Genomic DNA, 21,794 nt, shown 5'->3' with positions numbered 1-21,794 from the left:
TTTACTTATTATTTTTTAATTCTTCATTTTCAACTATTATAACCTTTCTACCTACTACTTTTAATTTACCTTCACAATAATATTTAACTGCTAAAGGTAAAATTTTATGTTCTATTTTAAGAATTTTATTTTGTAGTGTTTCTGCAGTATCTTCATAATCAAGATGAACACTTTCCTGCATTATAATTGGTCCATTATCCGCTTCCTCATCTACAAAGTGAACAGTTGCACCACTAACCTTTACCCCATAATTAATTGCAGCTTCATGTACTTTAATTCCATAATATCCCTTACCGCAAAAAGACGGTATTAATGATGGATGTATGTTTATTATTCTATTTTTATAAAGACTTATAAATTTTTTAGATAAAATCTTAAGATATCCTGCTAATATGACAAGTTCTACTCCATGATTTTCTAACTTTTCAATTAATACATCGTTAAATTGTTCTAAGTTTTCAAAATCTTTTTGATTGACAAAAACAGCATCAATATTATGCTGTCTTGCTCTTTCTAGTCCGTAGGCTTCCTTTTTGTTGGAAATTACAACTGTAATTTCTCCATTTATATTACCAGTTGTAATATTATTAATTATAGACTGTAAATTTGTTCCAGAGCCTGAAATCAATACTCCTATTTTTGTTCGTGACATATCTTCAGCCTACCTTCTCTTTTAACTGTGCTCCCAATTATTACTGGCTTTTCTCCCATACCTTCTAGATATTTCATTACATTTTCTGCTATATTTGAACTTACTGCTACTACAATTCCTATTCCCATATTAAATGTTGAATACATTTCATCTATATCTATATTACCTTCTTTTTGTATAAGTTTAAATATTGGCAAAACATCAATATTTTTAGTATTTATATTAGCTGATATACCTTTTGGAAACATTCGAGGTATGTTTTCATAGAAACCTCCCCCTGTTATATTAGACATACCTTTAATGTCAAACTTAGATACTAAGTTTATAATCAATTTTGTATATATTCTTGTAGGTTTTAACAATGCTTCTCCTAATGTACTTTTTAGCTCATTTATATATTGATTTACATTAAAATTTTTATAATCAAAAAATACTTTTCTAACTAAAGAATATCCATTACTATGAATACCACTTGAAGGAATTCCTATAAGTATATCACCTTCCGTGATTCTCGAACCATCAATTATTTTCTTCTTATCTACTATCCCAACACAAAAACCTGCTATATCATACTCACCTTCACTATAAAGACCTGGCATTTCGGCAGTTTCCCCTCCAATTAAAGCCGCTCCTGCCTTTATACAACCATTTGCAACACCTTTTACTATATTTGAAGCTTTTTCTGGGTCTAATCTTCCAGTTGCTATATAATCTAAAAAGAAAAGAGGTTTTGCTCCTTGACATATTACATCATTAACACACATAGCAACAGCATCTTCTCCTATTGTATCATGAACATCAGTTTTAAATGCTATCATTAACTTTGTACCTACACCATCTGTTCCAGATACTAATACAGGTTCTTCATATTCATTTTTATCAATAGCAAAGAGTCCTCCAAAACCACCAATATCTGAAATTACCCCTTTAGTATGAGTGTTTTTAACATAATTTTTTATTAAATTTACTGTTTTATAACCTGCATGTATATCAACACCAGAATCTTTATAAGTTAATTTATCAGACATAATTACTCCTTTTTATTCAAATTTTGGTACTTCCATTGGATAATCCCCATTTAAACAAGCTAAGCAAAAACCTTGATTAGAATTAGTTGAATTAACAAGACCGTCTAAACTTAAATAATGTATACTATCAGCTTTAATAAAGTCCTTTATTTCTTCAATAGTTTTAGTTGCCCCAATTAAATATTGTCTAAAGGGAGTATCTATTCCAAAAAAACATGAATGAGTAACAGGAGGTGAGGCAATTCTAACATGTACTTCTTTTGCTCCAGAATCTTTGACCATTTGTACTATTTGTCTGGTAGTAGTTCCCCTAACAATACTATCATCAATAATTACAACAATTTTTTCCTTAACAATTTCATTTAAAACACTTAACTTAGTTTTTACTCCTTGTTCCCTTAACTCTTGATTAGGCTCTATAAAAGTACGTTTTGCATATCGATTTTTAATTAATCCAAGACCAAATGGTATGCCAAGTTCTTGTGAATAACCTATAGCAGCAGGTGTACCGGAATCTGGTACTGAAAATACTAAATCAGCTTTAACAGGTGCTTCCTTAGCTAACATTTTACCAGCATTATATCTTGCTTGATATACATTTATACCGTCAATATTACTATCAGGTCTAGCAAAATATACATATTCAAACATACATGATTTTCTTTGAGCATATTTTTTACTTTTAATACTTTCAACACCATTTTCATTTATAATAACTATTTCACCTGGCTCAATATCTCTTATAAACTCTCCACCCATTGCATTTATTGCACAACTTTCTGATGCAAGTAAATAACCATCTAGTCTTTTACCTAAACATAAAGGCCTTAAACCAAAATGATCTCTTACTCCTATAAGTTCCTTTTCAGTCATTACTACAAAAGCAAAAGCTCCTTTTATAATTTCCATAACATTTTTTATAGATTTCACTATATTTCCATTAGAATTTCTTGCAACCATATTGGCAACAACTTCAGTATCAATTGATGTCTGAAAAATTACTCCATCATCTTCTAAAATTTCTCTCATAGAATCTGCATTTACTAGATTTCCATTATGTGCAAAAGCTAATTTTCCCTTTTTATACCTTACTACTAATGGTTGAGCATTTTCTTTTTCGCTGCCACCAGACGTTGAATACCTAACATGTCCTATTGAAATACCACCAGATAATCTATCTATAACATCTTTTTTTAGAACATCAGAAACTAGTCCCATATCCTTATGATATTCAATTTTTCCACCTGTATTAATAGCTATGCCGGCACTTTCTTGACCTCTATGCTGTAAAGCAAATAAACCGTAATATACCAATTGTGAAGTAATGTCAGGGTTTTGTGAAAAAACTCCTACAATACCACATTCTTCGTGCATCTTGTCATCTTCAAATAATTTATCGTACATTAGTATCTCCTTATTTTTTGCTGATTCTATTCAATACTTCCTGATAAACTTCTTCTACTCCACCTAAATCTCTTCTAAATCTATCTTTATCAAGTTTTTTATTACTATTACCGTCCCATAACCTACATGTATCAGGTGATATTTCATCAGCAAGTATAACTATTCCATCATATATCCCAAATTCCAATTTAAAATCGATTAACTTAATATTTCTTTCAATAAAGAATTTTTTCAATATATCATTTATTTTTATTGCATACTTTTTAACAGTATCTAATTGTTCATCTGTTGCGAAATTCATAGCTGCTATATGATAATCATTTATCATTGGATCTCCGAGAGCATCATTTTTATAACAGAATTCAAGTATAGTTTTCTTCATAGGAGTTCCTTCTTCTAATCCTAATCTTTTAGCTAATGAACCGGCAGCAACATTTCTTACAATAACTTCAATTGGTAAAATTTTAACTGCCTTAACCAAAGATTCTCTGTCACTTAAAAGTTCAACTTGATGAGTTGGTATACCTTCTTCTTCTAGAATAGCGAAAAGAGCTGCTGACATCTTATTATTAACTACACCCTTACCAACTATTGTACCCTTTTTTTCACCGTTAAATGCTGTAGCATCGTCTTTATATTCAACAATATATTTCTTTTCATCATCAGTTTTATATACTTTTTTTGCTTTACCTTCATATAACATTTCTGTTTTTTTCATTTCAACCTCCTATTATTTACAACTTAATTTTTCATTTAGTTTTATATTTTTATCTATAACTTTTTGAGCCATTTTATTTTTATAATCTTTGAATTTAATTCTCAAATCTTCATATTTTACTGATAATATTTGAATAGCAAGTAATGCTGCATTATCTGCACCATTTATTGCAACTGTAGCAACAGGAACTCCTGGTGGCATCTGAACTATAGCTAGTAATGCATCTATTCCATCTAACTCTGATGATTTGATTGGAAGCCCAATTACAGGTAATGATGTGCATCCTGCTAAAACTCCAGGCAAATGAGCTGCCTTACCTGCTGCGCCTATTATAACTTCATAACCATTCTCTTCAGCTTGTTTTGCAAAATCAAAAGCAACCTCAGGTGTCCTATGAGCCGAAATAACTCTTACATCAACTGCTACTCCAAAATCTTTTAATATGTTATATCCTTTTTCAACAACCGGAAAGTCTGAATCACTTCCCATAATAATAGCTACTTTCATATATCCTCCTACTTATAATAATTAACGCCTGACTCAAATATTAGTTGGTCCTTATTTCCTGGAATATTTACATATATATCCTTATCAAGTCTTTCAGAATGTCCCATTTTTCCTAAAACTCTTCCATCGGGACTTGTAATACATTCTACTGCGTATGTCGATCCGTTTGGGTTGAATAGTCCATCATAGGATGGATTACCATCGAAATCAACATATTGAGTAGCAATTTGTCCATTTTCCTTCAATTTTTTAATCCAGTATTCACTTGCAACAAATCTTCCTTCTCCATGTGATATAGGTATATTATGCGTATCGCCTATATTACAACCTTTTAACCATGGAGACAAATTGGACACTACCTTGGTTCTAGCAAAAGTAGAAATATGTCTACCTATTTTATTGTAAGTTAGAGTAGGATACCCATCTTTCATATCTACAATTTCTCCAAATGGCACAAGACCAAGTTTAATTAAAGCTTGGAAACCGTTGCAAATTCCAATTATTAATCCATCTCTGTTTCTTAATAAATCCATAACCGCTTCCTTTAGCAATTCATTTCGAAAAACTGCTGATATAAATTTACCTGATCCTTCGGGTTCATCTCCCGAACTAAATCCTCCCGGAAACGCAATTATCTGTGACTGTCTTATTAAATTATTCATTTCTCTAATCGATTCTTCTATATCAAAAGCACTTAGATTTCTAAATACATAAATTTCTGCATTAGCACCAGCTCTTTCGAAAGCTCTTTTAGTATCATATTCACAGTTTGTTCCAGGAAATGTTGGAATAAGCACCTTAGGTTTTGCAATATTTAATGTAGATTTTAGTTTAATACCTCCAGTATGGTAATATTTTTCTATTGTTTCTGATAAATCTTTTTTAATAGGATAAATATCATTTAATGGTTCTATCCATGACTTTTTCATTTCGTCTATCGTTATTATAAAAGAACTATTTACGACAACATTTTTTTCACTAGTAGTGTATCCTAATTCTATACATTCTAAATCTATATCTATATTTTGTTCTAATTCAAGTATTATATCTCCATAATTAGGTGAAAAATATCCTTTTGAATCAACTAACAAACCTTCTTTTGTTCTGAAACCAATATCATTCCCAAAAGTCATTTTACTTATTGCAGCAGCAGTACCTCCATATCCAACTGTATGTGCACTCAATATTTTTCTTAAAGATACAGCCTCATATATGGATTCATATTTTCTTTTTAAATCATCAAAATCTGGTAAATTAAATTTATCTTTTTTAATATTTACTAAAACAACTTTGCTATTAATTTTTTTAAATTCTGGTGATATTATATTTTTGACTTTAGATGTGGTAACTGCAAAACTAACTAAAGTCGGTGGTACATTTAAATCTTTGAATGTACCTGACATACTATCTTTACCACCTATAGCTGGAATTTTCATTTCATGTTGTGCCTTAAAAGCTCCTAATAAAGCGCTTAATGGTTTCCCCCATTTTTCAGGATCCTTGTTTAATTTTTCAAAGTACTCTTGAAAGGTTAATCTAATATTTTTATAATTTCCACCCATTGATACAATTTTGGCAACTGAATGAATAACTGCATACATGGCACCATGATAAGGACTAATCTTAGAAAGAAATGGATCATAGCCATGTGCCATTAATGAACATGTATTTGTCGTTCCTCTTTGAACAGGAATTTTAGCTACCATCCCCTCAGAAGGAGTTAATTGATTTTTCCCTCCAAAAGGCATTAACACTGTTCCTGCTCCTATAGTAGAATCAAACCTTTCTACCATTCCTTTCTGACATGCTACATTTAAATCTTTTAAATTTTCTAGCCACATTTCCTTTAAATTATCACTTTTAAAATTATTAATAATATTTATTTCTTTTACTAGAGGTTCTTTTATTAATGCATTAATGTATTGCTTTTTACCATTAGTATCTAAAAAATCTCTGCTAATATTTAATATTGTATGTCCCTTCCAGTTCATTACAAGTCTTCTGTCATCAGTCACCTCAGCAACAGCTGTTGATTCAAGGTTCTCCTTATGAGCTAATTCATTAAATATTTTAATATCTTCTTTTTTAACAACAACTGCCATTCTTTCTTGAGATTCTGATATGGCAAGTTCAGTTCCGTCTAATCCCTTATATTTTTTTGGAACTAAATCTAAATTTATAATTAAACCATCTGCAAGTTCTCCTATTGCAACTGAAACTCCTCCTGCGCCAAAATCATTACATCTCTTTATTAATTTACTAACGCTTGGGTTTCTAAATAGTCTTTGTATTTTTCTCTCTGTAGGCGCATTTCCCTTTTGAACTTCAGAACCACATAAATTAATTGATTCTTCTGTATGCTCCTTAGATGAACCTGTTGCTCCACCACAGCCATCTCTTCCAGTTCTCCCGCCTAAAAGTATTACAACATCACCTTTTTCAGGATTTCCTCTCACTACATTATCCTTTGGAGCAGCTCCTATTACTGCACCAATTTCCATTCGTTTCGCAATGAAATCACTATGATAAATTTCTAGTACATGTCCCGTCGAAAGACCTATTTGATTGCCATAAGAACTATAGCCTTCTGTTGCTTCTGTAGAAATTTTTCTTTGAGGAAGTTTACCTGTTAATGTATCTTCTATACTTTGTCTAGGATCTCCACTACCTGTAACCCTCATTGCCTGATAAACGTAAGACCGTCCAGATAAAGGATCTCTTATTGCACCTCCAAGACATGTAGCAGCACCACCAAAAGGTTCAATTTCAGTTGGATGATTATGAGTTTCATTTTTAAACATTAAAAGCCATTCTTCATCTTTACCATCTATTTCAACTTTGATAACTATACTACAGGCATTGATTTCATCGGATATTTCTAAATCATCAAGAAGTCCTTGCTTTCTTAATTCTTTTGCACCAATAGTAGCTAAATCCATTAAACAAATATCCTTCTGTTTATCATTATACACAAAATTTCTACTTTCAAGATATTTATCAAAAGTATTTTTAATTTCTTCTGAAATTATACCTTTTCCAAAATCAATATTTTCAATAACAGTAGAAAAAGTTGTATGCCTACAGTGATCGGACCAATAAGTATCTATCACTTTTATTTCTGTAATTGTTGGATTTCTTTTTTCAGTATATTTAAAATACTCCTGACAAAAAAGCAAATCCTCAATACTCATAGCAAGCCCCATATTATTACGAAACTTTTCTATTTCATCTTCAGATTTGTTTACAAAATTACTTATAATATCAACACTTTCAGCTTCAAAATAAATTTCAGCTAATGTTTCTGGTTTTGTTAAATTAGCTTCCCTTGAATCAACTGGATTAATATAGTACTTTTTAACTTTTTCAAATTCTATATCTGTTAGTTCTCCTTCCAGAACTATAACTCTTGCAAACCTTACTAAAGGTTTTTCCTTACCAGTAATTATTTGTATACATTGAGCTGCTGAGTCAGCTCTTTGATCATACTGTCCTGGTAAATATTCAATTGCAAATACTCTATAATTTAATATGTCAACATCCTCTAAAAAAACTAAATCTTGATTTGGTTCAGAAAAAACTAAATTAACAGCTTTTTGAAAATCTTCATCGTTAATATTAGATACATCATATCTATTTAGAATTCTAATATTTTTCAAACTACTTAGATTAAGATTTTCCTTAAAGTTGTAAAAAAGATTTAAAGCTTCTGTATTAAATCCATTTCTTTTTTCTACAAAAACTCTCTTAACATTGAAATTCATATTAGACCTTCCTTTTTGGGAATTTTAATTCATTTGAATGTAATTTAATAATAGCAAAATATAAAACTTTTGTCAATGATATTTCTTTACGAATTTATAAAAATTTTAATATTATTTTCGTATTATTACGAACAATGCTATTAAAATATACGTAATAGTTCGATAAATGTTTTTTTAAAAAGAGTTGCTTCGCAACGCCGCTAGGGTGACCTATGTTTCCCTTCGGCGTAAAAAAGCTTACCTATTAATTTAGGTAAGCTCAATTTATTATTATAAAGTTACGATGCCTTTACTAAACATATTCTCTTGCTTTTTCTTCACCTCTTAATACTCTTAAAATACCATAAGCTAATGATTCCATTTCATTTTCACCAGGAATAATTTCTACTGGTGCTATGAATGATATCCGTTCTTTAATCCATGATGTAAACATTTTTGAATATGCAATGCCTCCAGTAATAATAATCGCATCAATATTACCTTTCAATACAGTCGAAAGTTCTCCTACACCTTTAGATACTTGATAAGCCATGGCTTCATAGATTGTTTTGGCTTCTTCATTTCCATTTTCAATCATTTTTTCAACTTCTCTAGCATCCACTGTATTAAGATAGCCTCTTAACCCACCATTTCCTCTTAATTTTCTTTGCATAGTTTTTTTATCATATTTTCCTGAATAACATAAATTAATCAATTCCCTGCAAGGAACCCTTCCAGACCTTTCTGGCGAAAAAGGTCCTTCATCATCTGAAACTAAATCAACAATTCGTCCCTTTTCATGAACATTAAGAGATATTCCACCTCCTAAATGAACAACTATAAAATTCATATCTTGATACTTTTTATTATATTTTTTCGCTACCTTTATTGCCATGGCCCTCGTATTTAAAACATGACTTGAACTTGTTCTTGGTAAATCCGGCATACCAGAAATTCGTGCTATATCAGGAAATTCATCAACCATTACAGAATCATATATATAAGAATTTACTCCTGCTTCTTTTGCTATATCATAAGCAATTGGCGCAGCCATGTTTGATGCATGCTCCATCACTGGACTATTTGTCAAAGTATCTAACATAGTTTCATTAATAATATACGCTCCAGATTTTACAGGAGGCAACATTCCTCCTCTAGCAGCAACAGCTGATAATTCCTTTACATTATATCCATTCTCTTTTAAGCATGTCATTACCATTTCTTTTCTCATATGAAATTGATCTTCAACCCTGTCATACTTATCAATTAAATCTGTGGGATGATCCAAAGTCTTTATAAATACTTCCTTTTCATCTTCATATAATGCTATTTTTGTTGATGTAGAGCCAGGATTTATTGCTAATATTTTATAGACCATACTATCTTCCTTTCTTATTTATTTTCCACTTAATATTGTTAAATTCATAATCTCATTTTCTAAGTCTAATATATTGTTGTTTATTTTTTTATATTTATCAATTTTAATCTCATCTTCAGTTAAATAACCTTCCGTTAAATTCAAAGCATTTTCAAATAGTTTTTTTAGATTTTGTATATCTTTCTTTAGTTCTTTAATATGTGATTCATCTAACTCTATTATTGGTCTTTCAGAAGGTTCTTCATTCTTTACAGGTATTTCTTCTATTTTTGTTTTAGTTTTTATTTCATAACTAATATTATATTTAGGAATAATACAATCAAAGCCTAAAGTTTTTTCTACTTCCTCTGCAAACTCAGTTTTAGATTCTGGCTCTCCATGTACTATAAAAACTTTCTTTGGTTTTTCTTTAAAATTCTTTAGCCAATTCAATAATCCATTTTTATCTGCGTGCCCAGAAAAACCTTCAATATTAAAAATTTCTGCATTTATATGAATTTGCTCACCAAATAATTTAACGTCTTTCACACCATCAACAATTCTTCTACCTAATGTTCCTTCTGCTTGATAACCAACAAAGATAACACTACTTTCCTTTTTCCAAAGATTATGTTTTAAATGATGCTTAATTCTACCTGCATCACACATTCCACTTGCAGAAATGATTATTTTAGGCTCATCTGAAAAATTTAATTGCTTTGATTCTTCTGCACTTTGAGTAAAATGAAGATTTTCAAATTCTAATGGATTATCTCCACTCATTAAATATTTTGTAGCTTCTTTATCAAAAACATGAGCATTTCGTTTAAATACTTCAGTTGCCTTTGTGGCTAAGGGACTGTCAATATATACAGGTATTTTTTTAAGCTCGTTAATTTCAGAACTTTTAGAACTTAATTTACTATCGTAATATTTATTTAATTCATAAATTATCTCTTGAGTTCTTCCTACTGCAAAGGAAGGTATAACAACAGTACCTCCTCTTCTTATTGTTTTTAAAATCATATTAATTAATTCTTCTGTTCTTTTTTCTATACTCTCATGTAATCTGTTTCCATAAGTAGATTCCATTATAATATAATCTGCACTTTCAATACTTGTAGGATCTTTTAGTATTGGCTTTTCATTCATACCAATATCACCGGAATATACCATCTTAATATTTTCATTATCTTCTTTAAACCACATTTCTATTATTGATGAACCTAAAATATGACCAGCATCGTTAAATTTAACAGTTATATAATCATCTATTTTAATAATTTGTTCATATAAAACAGGATTAAAGAATTTAAAACTGGATTGCGCATCATCTTGAGTATACATAGGTTCTACTAAAGGTTTTCCTGAACGTTTTGCTTTTCTGTTTTTCCATTCTGCTTCAGTTTCCTGAATATGAGCGCTATCTATTAACATTATTTCACATAAATCATAGGTTGGCTTAGAACAATATATAGTTCCTTTAAAACCTTTTTTAACAAGCAATGGAATACGCCCACTATGATCAATATGACTATGACTTAAAAATAAATAATCAATATCAGCAGGATTTACATCTAGCTCTTCATAATTTAAGTCTTCATCTTTTCCTTGGAACATACCACAATCTAGCATTATAAGCTTGTCCTTAAATTTTATCAAATGACTCGAGCCTGTTACACCTTTAACTGCACCTAAAAATCTTATATTCATATAATCTCCTCACTTCTCATAATAATTATTATCATTATACCATAATATCCATAAGTTTATCTAAAAAATTTAAATTAATGTATAAAAAATAAACCTATAAATAATAAAAAATCTATCATTAAAAAAAGATGAATTCTTCTTAAAGAAATCATCTTTTTTTATTACAATATATTAGCTTTCCATTTGTCTTGATAAAAATACACTTGCTGTCTTAACAAGTTTTTCTTCAATTTCACCCATTTTAGAAGACTTTTCCTTAGATAATAACAATACTGATCCAATTGGATCTCCATTTGCTAATATTGGGACAATTACTTGACTAGTATAATTATCTGGATTAAATTCATTAGCAGTAACTCTTACTGGTTTTGTATCTCCTGAAGCTACATACATTTCTCTACTTTCAATAATTTTTTCCAATTCAGGACTTAACCTTTTTTCAGAATAATCCTTTTTTGAATTACCTGATACAGCTATTACTCCATCCCTATCAGTAATTATTGCAATATGTCTAGTTGTTTCAAAAAGTGAATCTACATAAAGTCCTGCGAATTCAGTTAACTCACCAATTGGTGAATATTTTTTTAATATTATCTCACCCTCTCTATCAGTAAAGATTTCTAGAGGATCACCTTCTCTTATTCTCAAAGTTCTTCTAATTTCTTTTGGGATAACAACTCTACCTAAATCATCTATTCTTCTGACTATTCCTGTTGCTTTCATTACTATCGTTCCTCCAATTGCATAATTTTATCTTTATATGACATTTCTTTTTATATTTTCTATTATTTGCACTTTAATAGAATTTATCCTTAAATGTTATAGGATATTAATGGAAATATCATTATTATTATATACTACAATTTTACCAATAGCAACAATATTTTACTATTTTTAAAATTTATTTATTCACTTATTTTATCTCTATAATTGCTTCATCTTTTAATTTCTCTAAAAGTTCTTCATATTTAAATGATTTATAATATTCTGTCAATAAGCTTTTTTGACTTTCTAAAGTAACTGTTTCATCTTTTGTTTTATCTGTTAATTTTATTATATGATATCCAAATTCTGATTTAACAGGCTCACTAACATCCCCTATTTCCATAGAAAAGGCTTTATCTGAAAAGGGTTGAACCATGTCTGTATATGCAAAGTAATCCAAATCTCCACCATTTGCCGCACTACCGTCTACTGATATTTCTTTGGCTAGGTCTTCAAAGATTTCTCCACCATCTAATCTATCTAATACAGTATTTGCTTCTTCTTCAGTTTCTACAAGAATATGACTTGCTCTTACTTTTTCACCTAATTTTAAATCATCAAATATAACACTTAGCTCTTTATCTGTTGGCTCTAAATTTTCTATTTTTACTTCTAAATACTTAGTAATCATTTGTTCTTTTTTCAATTCATCTAATAAATATTCTTCTGTCATATCACTAGTTTCTAAATAAGTATTGTATTCTTCTTCGGAAGCGAAATTAGCCTTATAATTTTCAAATTGTGTTTGTAATTCTTCATCACTAACAGTTATACCTTCTTTTTCAGATGCATCTACTAACAATAAAGTACTTATTAAATTTTCAATTATATAATCACTGTAAAAATCTCCTAAAGTAACTCCTTCTTGTACTTCAGTATCCCATGCACCTTCACCGCTATTGTATTCAACATACTCTTTATAATACTCAACAGCAGTATCAAATTCTTTTTGAGTAATTACTTGGTCATTTACTTTTGCTGCAATTTCTTCTTCATTAATATTACCATTTTCATTGTTTGTACTTGAACAAGCTGTTGCTCCTAAAGCCATACTTGCTACTACTACTAAGCTTATAATTCTTCTTATTTTAGACATATTTCTCCTCCTTGACAGGTTTCTTCAACTCTGTCTTATAATTATTTAGTTTTTCAAAAAATTGTTTTAAATCCATAAGTATATATTTTTGTTCTAAAGAATCTAAATGATATTTTATTATAGGCTCTTTTGAAACATCAAATTTAATTTTATTTTTATAATTGTCAATTAAAAAGTTTATCATTTCCTGATTCAAATCATCTTTTGTATTAAGTTCAATATTAACTTTATTTCCAATTTGTGTAATCGATTTGACGCGAATTCTTTTACAAAGTGACTTTATATATGATATTTCAAGTAAATTATCCACTTGTTTTGGTGAATTACCAAATCTATCGATTATTTCTTCTGTTATATCTAAAATATCTTCTTTGTTTGCTGCTACAGCTATTTTTTTATATATTTCTATTTTTTGCTCTTCATTTTCTATATATGTAGATGGTATATATCCATCTACACTTAACTCAACGCCTGTTTCGAAATCTTCATCATTTACATTATTTGATCCTTGAATCTCTTTTACTGCTTTTTCTAAGAATTTAACATATAAGTCATATCCAATAGCAAGCATATGACCATGTTGCTCTGCTCCAAGTATATTTCCACATCCTCTTATTTCTAAATCCTTCATAGCAATCTTAAAGCCTGAGCCGAATTCAGTGAACTCTCTTATAGCTTTAAGTCGTTTATCAGCAACTTCAGAGAGCATTTTATCCTTTTCATAAGTTAAATATGCATAGGATATTTTATTTGATCTACCTATTCTTCCACGTAGTTGATATAATTGAGACAGCCCAAGATGATCTGCATTATCAATTATTAAAGTATTAACATTTGGAATATCCATACCTGTTTCAATAATTGTTGTACATACAAGAATATCATATTCCTTCTCTACGAAATTCAACATTACATTTTCTAAATGTCTTTCACTCATTTGTCCATGAGCTACAGCTATTCGTGCTTCTGGTAACAGATTTTGCAGTTTTGATGCAACGCTATCTATATCTACAACTCTATTGTGAACATAATATACCTGACCTCCCCTAGACAACTCCTTTTCAATCGAATCTTTTATTATGCCTTCGTTATATTCTATTACATAAGTTTGTATAGGAAATCTATCGCCTGGTGGTTCTGTTATAACGCTCATGTCTCTGACACCTATCATTGACATATGAAGAGTTCTAGGTATTGGTGTAGCTGATAAAGTTAATACGTCTATATTCGTTTTTAGTTTTTTAATGGTTTCTTTATGTTTTACACCAAATCTTTGCTCTTCATCTATTATTAAAAGGCCTAAGTCTTTGAATTTTAAATCTTTTGCCAATAATTTATGTGTTCCAACAACAATATCTAATAGTCCTTTATTTAAATCATTAATTATTTTATTTTGCTGATAAGGAGTTCTAAATCTACTCAACATTTCAATTTTAATTGGATAACCTCTAAACCTGTCTATAAGATTTGTATAATGCTGTTGTGCTAAAATTGTTGTAGGTACAAGTATGACTACCTGCTTCGAATCCATGACAGCTTTGAAAGCAGCTCTCATTGCAACTTCTGTCTTACCAAATCCAACATCTCCACAAAGAAGTCTATCCATGCATACGGGTTTTTCCATATCTTTTTTTATTTCTTTAATACAACGTAATTGATCATTAGTTTCTTCAAAAGGGAATTTATATTCAAATTCTTTTTGCCACTCTGCATCTGATGTAAATGCATATCCCTTTACTACTTTTCTCTGAGCATATAATTTGACTAATTCACCAGCCATATTTTCTATAGCAGCTTTTGAACGTTCTTTAGTCTTTATCCATTCTGTTCCGCCCATCTTATTAAGCTTAGGCTTCTCAGAGTCTGCGCCAATGTATTTTTGTATAAGAGACATCTGATCAACAGGAACATACAGTTTATCCTCACCCTTATATTTAATACATAAGTAATCTTTTTTAATATTTTGCACTTCTATTTTTTCAATACCTACATACTTACCTATACCATGATGTTCGTGTACTACATAATCCCCAACTTTTAAGTCGGCAAAAACATCGATTTTCTTACCTTTGCGTTTTTTAGTTTTTCGTTTCTTTTTTCTTAATGTTCCGAATATTTCATTTTCAGTTAGAATAAGTATTTTATTTTCAAAGAATTCAAAACCCTTTTTTAAATCTCCAGGTACTATTATCACTTGTCCGCTTTCTACAACAATATCTTTATTTTCTGATAATATTGTGCTGCATTCATAATCGTTTAGCAAATTATGAAGTTTTAAACAACCTTCCCTACTACTTAATACTACAGTGATTTTATATCCTTTATATTTTAACCTATTTAAATCTTTTGATAAGTCGTCAAGTTTTCCATAATAAAAAGGAGCTTCTTTAAAAAACAATTGTACCGATTCATCTGTCTCAATATTTTTATTCAGTTTTCCATTAACAGATATATAATTTTTTTCTGCTATTATAGACTTAATTTCTTGTTCACTAAAATAAACCTTACTTTGTTTAACAAATATTTCACCCTTCTCAAATAGCTCCCTGTATTTTATATCAAAACTTTCATTTAATGTTTTAATCTCTTCAAATATTCTTTCTGGTTCGTCTATTAAAAGAAGAAAGTCTTCATCAAAGTAATCTAAAACATTTGCAAATTCTTTCTTAATAAATGGAACTAAAAGATCGGCATTTTCAACACTCAAACCTTCATTTAGTTTTTCTTTGTAACTATTGTATAAGTTGTTAAGAGTTTTCACAGATTCTTTAGAATTTGGCATACTAGAAATTTTGCCCATCTGTTTATTGAAATCCTTATCTAACTCAACTAAAATTTTATGAATTTCATCTTTTTCAAAAATTATATCACTACAAGGGACTATTCTGGCAGATTTAAGATTTTTTACTGAGCGTTGTGTTTTTAAATCTACTAGTCTTATTGAATCAACTTCATCATCAAAAAATTCTATTCTATATGGATTTGTTTCCGAAGGTGAGAATACATCAACTATTCCACCACGAACGGAATATTGTCCGATACCTTCAACAGCATCGACTCTTTCATATTTTAGATGGGCCAATTGTGTTTTAAGAATGCTTAATTCATAGCTCTTACCATATTTTAATTCTACTATGTTTTTCTTAAATCTATCTTTAGATACAACTCTAGATAAAATAGAACTGATTGAAGCTGTAATTATTACTTTTTTCGAATTAATAACCTTATCAAAAATATTAACCCTTTTATGGTCTATATCCTTGCTTAATGCATCAACATTGTATAATATAAATTCTTTTGGTTGAAGTCTATCAACATTTTTAGTATAAGATTTAATATTTTCTTCATATTTTTTAGACTTAGCTTCATCACTTGTTAATATCAATATTTTGCTAACATCATTATCTAATAAATTACATGATAAATAAGCCAGACCTTCTTCATTAACACCTTGAAGAAGCTGGCGCTTGCCTTTTTTTATATTCTCAGAAATTAAATTAAATTTCTTTGTTTTTTGAAATTGAGTTAATAAAACTTTATCCATCTTTTTTCCTTTAATTCTGCATTCTTCATTTTGCATATCTGAATATATAATAATACTTTTTAATACTTAACTATTTTATTTATTGTTATTCAACTGTTTTAACATTATACTTTTGCATTGCATAATCTAAACTGTTTTCAACAATTTCAACTACTCCTTTTCCTGCAGCATCAATAATAGGATTTATTACTTCTCTTTCTTTAAGACTGAATTTTTGCAATACATAATCTGCTAAATCCATATCTGGATTTCTTCCTATTCCAATTCTTATACGAGGAAACTTGTCACTTCCTATTAAGCTAATTATTGACTTCATACCATTATGAGTTCCAGAACTTCCATGAGGACGTATACGCAATGTTCCTAATGGTATATCTATATCATCATAAATTACTATTAAATTTTCAATTGGAACTTTGTAAAACCTAACAATTTCTGCTATAGCAAGTCCACTTCTGTTCATATATGTCACAGGTTTCACAAGCATTACTTTTTCTCCCTTTATATTAATTTCACCATAAAGGGAGTTAAATTTAAGCTTATTTAAATTTATGTTTAACTCATCTGCCAGACTATCAATTGTGTCAAATCCAACATTATGTCTAGTTCCTGAATATTCCTTACCTGGATTGCCAAGTCCTGCAATAATGTACATATTTACCTCTTTAATATCTATTTTTACCTAATCCTTTTTTATTTACCTGTCGAGCTCGAGCAATTGCTAAATCATCTTTTTCTACATCATTAGTAATAGTTGAACCACAGGCTACATATCCACATTCTTCAACCTTAACAGGCGCTACTAAATTAGAATTACTCCCAATAAAAGCTCCATCTCCTACTGTAGTTTTATGTTTTGTTTTTCCATCATAATTTACAAAAACAACTCCACATCCAACATTGACATTCTTACCAACTTCTGCATCTCCTATGTAGGATAAATGAGAAGATTTTGAATTATCTCCAATAGAAGATTGTTTAACTTCTACAAAATCGCCTATTTTTACATTTTTCCCTAATTTACTACCTGGTCTTAAATACGCAAAAGGTCCAATTTTCGATTCATCATCAATATATGATTCAATAACCTTAGAACTATCTATTGTTACATTATCTTTTATTATGGAATCAATTATTCTAGTATTTGGTCCTATCGTACAATGATTACCTATAGAAGTTCCTTTTTCTATTATTGTTCCTGGATATATAACTGTATCATACCCTATTGAAACGCTATTCTCAATATATGTATTATCAGGGTTTATAATTGTAACACCTTCCAACATATGTCTCTTGTTAATTCTTTGTTGCATAATCTTATTTACTTCCGCAAGTTGAATTCTATCGTTAACTGCTTTTACATCTGACTCGTCCTCTATTACCCAACCACCTATCTTATAGCCTTCTTTACTTAATATTTTAACCGTATCAGTTAAATAATACTCATTTTGTGAGTTGTTAGTATCTATTTTCTTAAGTGATTCTTTTAACATTTTACCATTAAAACAATATATACCGGTATTTATTTCCTTGATTTTTTTAATTTCATTTGAAGCTTCTTTCTCTTCTATTATATTCCTAATTGACATATCTTCGTTCCTTATTATTCTTCCATATCCTTTAGGATTGTTAAGTGAAGCTGTCAGTACAGAAGCTATATAACTATTATTCTTATGATAATCCATAAAATTCATTATTGTTTCCTTTGTTATCAAAGGACCATCTGCACATAATATTAAAACTGTGTCATCATCATTTATTCTTTCCTGTGCTGCCATTACCGCATATCCTGTCCCATAGGGAGCATCTTTACCAATAGGTTGTTCTACCGTTATAACTCCAAATTGTTTTATATGTTTTTCTATAGTTTCTTTACAATGTCCTAAAACAACTACATTTTTATCTATCCCTGAATTTTGAGCAGCTTCAACAATATAATTAATCATTTCTTTTCCACAAATTTTATGCAATGTCTTGGGGATATCTGACTTCATTCTAGTACCTTCACCAGCTGCCAAAATAATTGACATATTCATATTATATTTCTCCTCATTTTTATGTAATATTTTGATATTATATATCATATTATACATTAAGTCAAAAAAAGTTTCAATCACTTTACCATAGCAAAATAAAAGGGTCTTTGATAAAGACCCCAAAAATAGTTGATTAAATAATCATCAACATTGCGCTACAGAAGAGCCACTTCTTCTTCACTTTCTTCTGAGCGCTTTTCTTCATATGCTCTAAATACAGCTTCTGCAACAATATTTCTTGTTTCAGAATTAATTGGATGAGCTATATCCTTAAACTCACCATCTGGCATTTTTCTGCTTGGCATTGCAATGAATAATCCATTTTGTCCTTCTATGATTTTTATATCATGAACTACAAAACAATCATCAAAGGTTACAGAAACGATTGCCTTCATTTTACCCTCTGAATTTATTTTTCTTACTCTAACATCTGATATTTTCATGTTGTCACCACCTTCCCCCAAAAAAGATATGTCCAATTCATTATATTATACTACATTTACCAAATAATTGCAAAAAACATTTTCATAAAAATATGAAATTATTTTAACAAATTCCAATTTGGCTCAATTTCAATAGTTCCATCCTTTTCGTTAATATTATTAAGAACTAAAAGTGACAAATAATTATCAACTAATTTTTTATCAGGTTTCTTTGTTTCTATTACAACAGCTGTTCCAACTACTTGCACATTAAATTCCCTCATCATGTCAGCCATGCCTTTAGCAGTACCTCCACCTTTCATAAAATCATCTACTATTAGAACTTTAGCATTTTCATTTAAGGATCGACGTGATAAAGACATAGTTTGAATATTGTTAGATGAACCCGAAACATAGTTTATACTTACAGTAGCTCCTTCTGTAACTTTATTATTACGTCTGATTACTGCAACTGGCACATTAAGGTATTTAGCTGTCATTACGGCAACAGGAATACCTTTGGTTTCAACTGTAACTATATGATCAATATCTTCTTGACTAAATTCTGATGAAATTATTTTTGCTATATTCGAAACTACACTTGGATTATTAAATAAGTCTGTTAAATATATAAATCCGCCGGCAATAATTCTATTCTTTTGAGCAAAGAGATTACAAAGATCTGATAAAATAGAATTCTTTTCTTTTTCTCCTAATACTGGAATATAAATTACTCCACCAGAAGCTCCTGCAATTGTTTCTATTTTTCCGAAATCAAGTTCTTCTACAAGTTTTTTTACTATTGATATATCTTCACTAATCGTTGATTTAGCTGCATTGAAAATTTCTGAAAAATAATTATATGAGAACACATAATTTGGTTTTTCAGCAAATATTTTCATTAACGCACCTATTCTTTGATTTCTTTTATATTTTTTCACCATATATTCTCCGTTGGTAGTTTTTATAAAATTATATAATAAATACTTTCTTATTACAAGATTATTAAAATTAACTTTCCAGTTTTGTTAACTTTAATACTTAATGAATCATTTTTTATCAGGTAATCTGTTTTTTTTAGTTCTAAATAACCAATCATATCCTACCTCAGCAAATAATATAGAAATAAAGATAATCACAAAGGCTAGTATTGTAATAATCGTATAATTTTCTTTAAGAAATAAAACGCCAAAAATACTTCCTATAACTGATTCTAAACTAAGTACAATAGCAGCGTGAGTTGTTGAAGTATATTTTTGTCCAATTGTCTGCATCATAAAACAAAGCATTGTAGTTATTAAACTTAAATATCCCATACTCAATGCTCCTTTGAAGTTATATGTTATAGGTTTACCTTCTAAAATCATCATAATAAGAAAAATCACTGCACATGTTGTCATTTGAATTGTTGAAATTGTATAAGGATTTTTGTCTGATGCAAATATACCGGTTACTACTACATGCCATGCAAAAGATATGGCACAAAAAAATGTTAACATATCTGATAAATTGAATTTTCCAAAATTTTTAAAATCTACTGTTAAAAGAATAATTCCTATAAACATTAAAATTGCAGCTATTAAATTATTAAACACTGGCTTTTTCTTTGTAATAATCCAATAAAAGAAAGGAACCATAACTACATTTGTACCCGTTAAAAACGCTGAATTTCCTGCAGTTGTTCCCTCTAAACCAAAAGTCTGAAAAATATACCCAGCTGCTAAAAACACTCCCATTATTACTCCTGACTTTAAATCAGACCTATTCATATTTCTTATATTTTTATTAAAAATAATTAATGATACTATACTTGCTATTATAAACCTAATAAACAAAAGTTGTACTGTTGAATATATATCTAAGGCTATTTTAGTAACAGCAAATCCTGTACCCCAAAAAAATGCAACAAAAAATAACATTAAATCAGCTTGCTTAGATGTTAAAGCTCTCATATTTTCTCCTCTTTCACTTCTCAAAATTATAATTATTACAAACATATAATGATATTCGTCATAAAATATGTATTATTTTTAGTAATCTTTTTAGATTACATCCTATAAAATTAATTTAAAATTCCACCAGCAAAAATTATTGATTTTTCTGCCAACACCTCCATAGGATTAATATAATCACCTTCAAATTTAAATAAATATTGTGCAGAAGACAACTCTGTACACCCTAATAAAAAAGCATTTGCTCCTAATTCTTTAAGTTCATTTACTACTTCAAAAAAAATGTCTGTACCTAATTCAAAATTTCCCCTTTTAATTACATCATATATAAATTTCATAATTCTATCTTGATTTTTTTGTGGTATTACAGTCTTTATTCCTACTTTTGAATAATAATCTTCATATATTTTAGACTTTATAGTTCCATCTGTAGCCAAAATTCCAACAACAGTATCTTTCCCATATTTATTATACGTATATTTAACTGTTTCATCTAACATATTTATAAATGGAATACTAATATCTTTAGATACTTCATCTATAAAATAATGAGCTGTATTACAAGGCATTATTAAAAAATCCGCCCCTATGCTTTCTAAATTTTTTGCTGATTTTAATAGTTCTACTGTAGGATCTAAACCTTGTCCAAGAATTGCCTTTGTTCTATCAGGTATGTTTGTATTACTGTCTATAAGCACATGTATATGTTCTTGATCTTTGCTTGCTTTAGTTCTAAAAACAATTCGCTCATATAAATGAACTGTTGCTAAAGGACCCATACCTCCTATAATTCCTATTGTTTTCAATTTACACCTCTGTTTTTATATTCTTAAATAACTATTCGTATTATATCACATAGA

The 21,794-nt window shown here is 29.3% G+C and carries 17 protein-coding genes; all 17 read right to left on the bottom strand.

Annotated elements, in window-relative coordinates:
• Position 1 precedes the first annotated feature (1 nt).
• Positions 2-652: a phosphoribosylglycinamide formyltransferase gene (gene purN / locus U8307_RS13485; RefSeq protein ID WP_326908635.1), complete on the bottom strand. Its 651-nt coding sequence runs from the start codon at positions 650-652 to the stop codon at positions 2-4.
• Positions 634-1,680 carry a phosphoribosylformylglycinamidine cyclo-ligase gene (gene purM, locus U8307_RS13480; RefSeq protein ID WP_326908633.1) on the bottom strand — a complete coding sequence of 349 codons (1,047 nt, stop codon included), beginning with the start codon at positions 1,678-1,680 and terminating at the stop codon, positions 634-636. Before purM ends, purN begins: the two co-directional genes overlap by 19 nt.
• 12 nt (positions 1,681-1,692) lie before the next feature.
• Positions 1,693-3,084 (bottom strand): amidophosphoribosyltransferase, encoded by a 1,392-nt coding sequence (gene purF / locus U8307_RS13475; protein ID WP_326908631.1) that lies wholly within the window; start codon positions 3,082-3,084, stop codon positions 1,693-1,695.
• A gap of 10 nt (positions 3,085-3,094) precedes the next feature.
• The gene (purC, locus tag U8307_RS13470; RefSeq protein ID WP_326908628.1) at positions 3,095-3,802 is read right to left on the bottom strand and encodes a phosphoribosylaminoimidazolesuccinocarboxamide synthase; all 708 of its coding nucleotides are present in this window, start codon (positions 3,800-3,802) and stop codon (positions 3,095-3,097) included.
• Between the two features lie 12 nt (positions 3,803-3,814).
• Positions 3,815-4,309: a 5-(carboxyamino)imidazole ribonucleotide mutase gene (purE, locus tag U8307_RS13465; RefSeq protein WP_326908626.1), complete on the bottom strand. Its 495-nt coding sequence runs from the start codon at positions 4,307-4,309 to the stop codon at positions 3,815-3,817.
• Between the two features lie 8 nt (positions 4,310-4,317).
• A complete protein-coding gene (locus U8307_RS13460) occupies positions 4,318-8,070 on the bottom strand; it encodes a phosphoribosylformylglycinamidine synthase (protein ID WP_326908624.1) in 3,753 nt (1,250 codons plus the stop codon).
• Between the two features lie 292 nt (positions 8,071-8,362).
• The gene (buk, locus tag U8307_RS13455; RefSeq protein WP_326908622.1) at positions 8,363-9,427 is read right to left on the bottom strand and encodes a butyrate kinase; all 1,065 of its coding nucleotides are present in this window, start codon (positions 9,425-9,427) and stop codon (positions 8,363-8,365) included.
• An 18-nt stretch (positions 9,428-9,445) separates the two neighbouring features.
• Complete coding sequence (locus U8307_RS13450; RefSeq protein WP_326908620.1) at positions 9,446-11,119, bottom strand: MBL fold metallo-hydrolase; 1,674 nt, start codon at positions 11,117-11,119, stop codon at positions 9,446-9,448.
• 171 nt (positions 11,120-11,290) lie between these two features.
• Positions 11,291-11,842 (bottom strand): stage V sporulation protein T, encoded by a 552-nt coding sequence (spoVT, locus tag U8307_RS13445; RefSeq protein ID WP_326908618.1) that lies wholly within the window; start codon positions 11,840-11,842, stop codon positions 11,291-11,293.
• A 190-nt stretch (positions 11,843-12,032) separates the two neighbouring features.
• Complete coding sequence (locus tag U8307_RS13440; RefSeq protein WP_326908616.1) at positions 12,033-12,980, bottom strand: peptidylprolyl isomerase; 948 nt, start codon at positions 12,978-12,980, stop codon at positions 12,033-12,035.
• Positions 12,973-16,524 (bottom strand): transcription-repair coupling factor, encoded by a 3,552-nt coding sequence (mfd, locus tag U8307_RS13435; RefSeq protein WP_326908614.1) that lies wholly within the window; start codon positions 16,522-16,524, stop codon positions 12,973-12,975. Before mfd ends, U8307_RS13440 begins: the two co-directional genes overlap by 8 nt.
• Before the next feature lie 85 nt (positions 16,525-16,609).
• Positions 16,610-17,179: an aminoacyl-tRNA hydrolase gene (gene pth, locus U8307_RS13430; RefSeq protein WP_326908612.1), complete on the bottom strand. Its 570-nt coding sequence runs from the start codon at positions 17,177-17,179 to the stop codon at positions 16,610-16,612.
• Between the two features lie 10 nt (positions 17,180-17,189).
• The gene (glmU, locus tag U8307_RS13425) at positions 17,190-18,560 is read right to left on the bottom strand and encodes a bifunctional UDP-N-acetylglucosamine diphosphorylase/glucosamine-1-phosphate N-acetyltransferase GlmU (RefSeq protein WP_326908610.1); all 1,371 of its coding nucleotides are present in this window, start codon (positions 18,558-18,560) and stop codon (positions 17,190-17,192) included.
• A gap of 155 nt (positions 18,561-18,715) precedes the next feature.
• Positions 18,716-19,003 carry a septation regulator SpoVG gene (spoVG, locus tag U8307_RS13420; protein ID WP_326908608.1) on the bottom strand — a complete coding sequence of 96 codons (288 nt, stop codon included), beginning with the start codon at positions 19,001-19,003 and terminating at the stop codon, positions 18,716-18,718.
• Positions 19,004-19,101: 98 nt separating this feature from the next.
• Positions 19,102-19,926: a pur operon repressor gene (gene purR, locus U8307_RS13415; RefSeq protein ID WP_326908607.1), complete on the bottom strand. Its 825-nt coding sequence runs from the start codon at positions 19,924-19,926 to the stop codon at positions 19,102-19,104.
• Positions 19,927-20,031: 105 nt separating this feature from the next.
• Positions 20,032-20,934: a DMT family transporter gene (locus U8307_RS13410; RefSeq protein WP_326908605.1), complete on the bottom strand. Its 903-nt coding sequence runs from the start codon at positions 20,932-20,934 to the stop codon at positions 20,032-20,034.
• Between the two features lie 110 nt (positions 20,935-21,044).
• Positions 21,045-21,740 carry an aspartate/glutamate racemase family protein gene (locus U8307_RS13405; RefSeq protein ID WP_326908603.1) on the bottom strand — a complete coding sequence of 232 codons (696 nt, stop codon included), beginning with the start codon at positions 21,738-21,740 and terminating at the stop codon, positions 21,045-21,047.
• Positions 21,741-21,794: the final 54 nt, after the last annotated feature.

The organism is Sedimentibacter sp. MB31-C6, from assembly GCF_035934735.1.
Lineage (GTDB): Bacteria > Bacillota > Clostridia > Tissierellales > Sedimentibacteraceae > Sedimentibacter.
This window is presented reverse-complemented; position numbering and strand designations above follow the sequence as displayed.

Excerpts from the sequence above, each read along its gene's own strand:
- buk (WP_326908622.1), bottom strand. The coding sequence starts at position 9,427 with ATGGTCTATAAAATATTAGCAATAAATCCTGGCTCTACATCAACAAAA.
- U8307_RS13440 (WP_326908616.1), bottom strand. The coding sequence starts at position 12,980 with ATGTCTAAAATAAGAAGAATTATAAGCTTAGTAGTAGTAGCAAGTATG.
- purE (WP_326908626.1), bottom strand. The coding sequence starts at position 4,309 with ATGAAAGTAGCTATTATTATGGGAAGTGATTCAGACTTTCCGGTTGTT.
- U8307_RS13450 (WP_326908620.1), bottom strand. The coding sequence starts at position 11,119 with ATGAATATAAGATTTTTAGGTGCAGTTAAAGGTGTAACAGGCTCGAGT.
- pth (WP_326908612.1), bottom strand. The coding sequence starts at position 17,179 with ATGTACATTATTGCAGGACTTGGCAATCCAGGTAAGGAATATTCAGGA.
- glmU (WP_326908610.1), bottom strand. The coding sequence starts at position 18,560 with ATGAATATGTCAATTATTTTGGCAGCTGGTGAAGGTACTAGAATGAAG.
- spoVT (WP_326908618.1), bottom strand. The coding sequence starts at position 11,842 with ATGAAAGCAACAGGAATAGTCAGAAGAATAGATGATTTAGGTAGAGTT.
- purR (WP_326908607.1), bottom strand. The coding sequence starts at position 19,926 with ATGGTGAAAAAATATAAAAGAAATCAAAGAATAGGTGCGTTAATGAAA.
- spoVG (WP_326908608.1), bottom strand. The coding sequence starts at position 19,003 with ATGAAAATATCAGATGTTAGAGTAAGAAAAATAAATTCAGAGGGTAAA.
- purN (WP_326908635.1), bottom strand. The coding sequence starts at position 652 with ATGTCACGAACAAAAATAGGAGTATTGATTTCAGGCTCTGGAACAAAT.
- U8307_RS13460 (WP_326908624.1), bottom strand. The coding sequence starts at position 8,070 with ATGAATTTCAATGTTAAGAGAGTTTTTGTAGAAAAAAGAAATGGATTT.
- mfd (WP_326908614.1), bottom strand. The coding sequence starts at position 16,524 with ATGGATAAAGTTTTATTAACTCAATTTCAAAAAACAAAGAAATTTAAT.
- purF (WP_326908631.1), bottom strand. The coding sequence starts at position 3,084 with ATGTACGATAAATTATTTGAAGATGACAAGATGCACGAAGAATGTGGT.
- purM (WP_326908633.1), bottom strand. The coding sequence starts at position 1,680 with ATGTCTGATAAATTAACTTATAAAGATTCTGGTGTTGATATACATGCA.
- purC (WP_326908628.1), bottom strand. The coding sequence starts at position 3,802 with ATGAAAAAAACAGAAATGTTATATGAAGGTAAAGCAAAAAAAGTATAT.
- U8307_RS13410 (WP_326908605.1), bottom strand. The coding sequence starts at position 20,934 with ATGAGAGCTTTAACATCTAAGCAAGCTGATTTAATGTTATTTTTTGTT.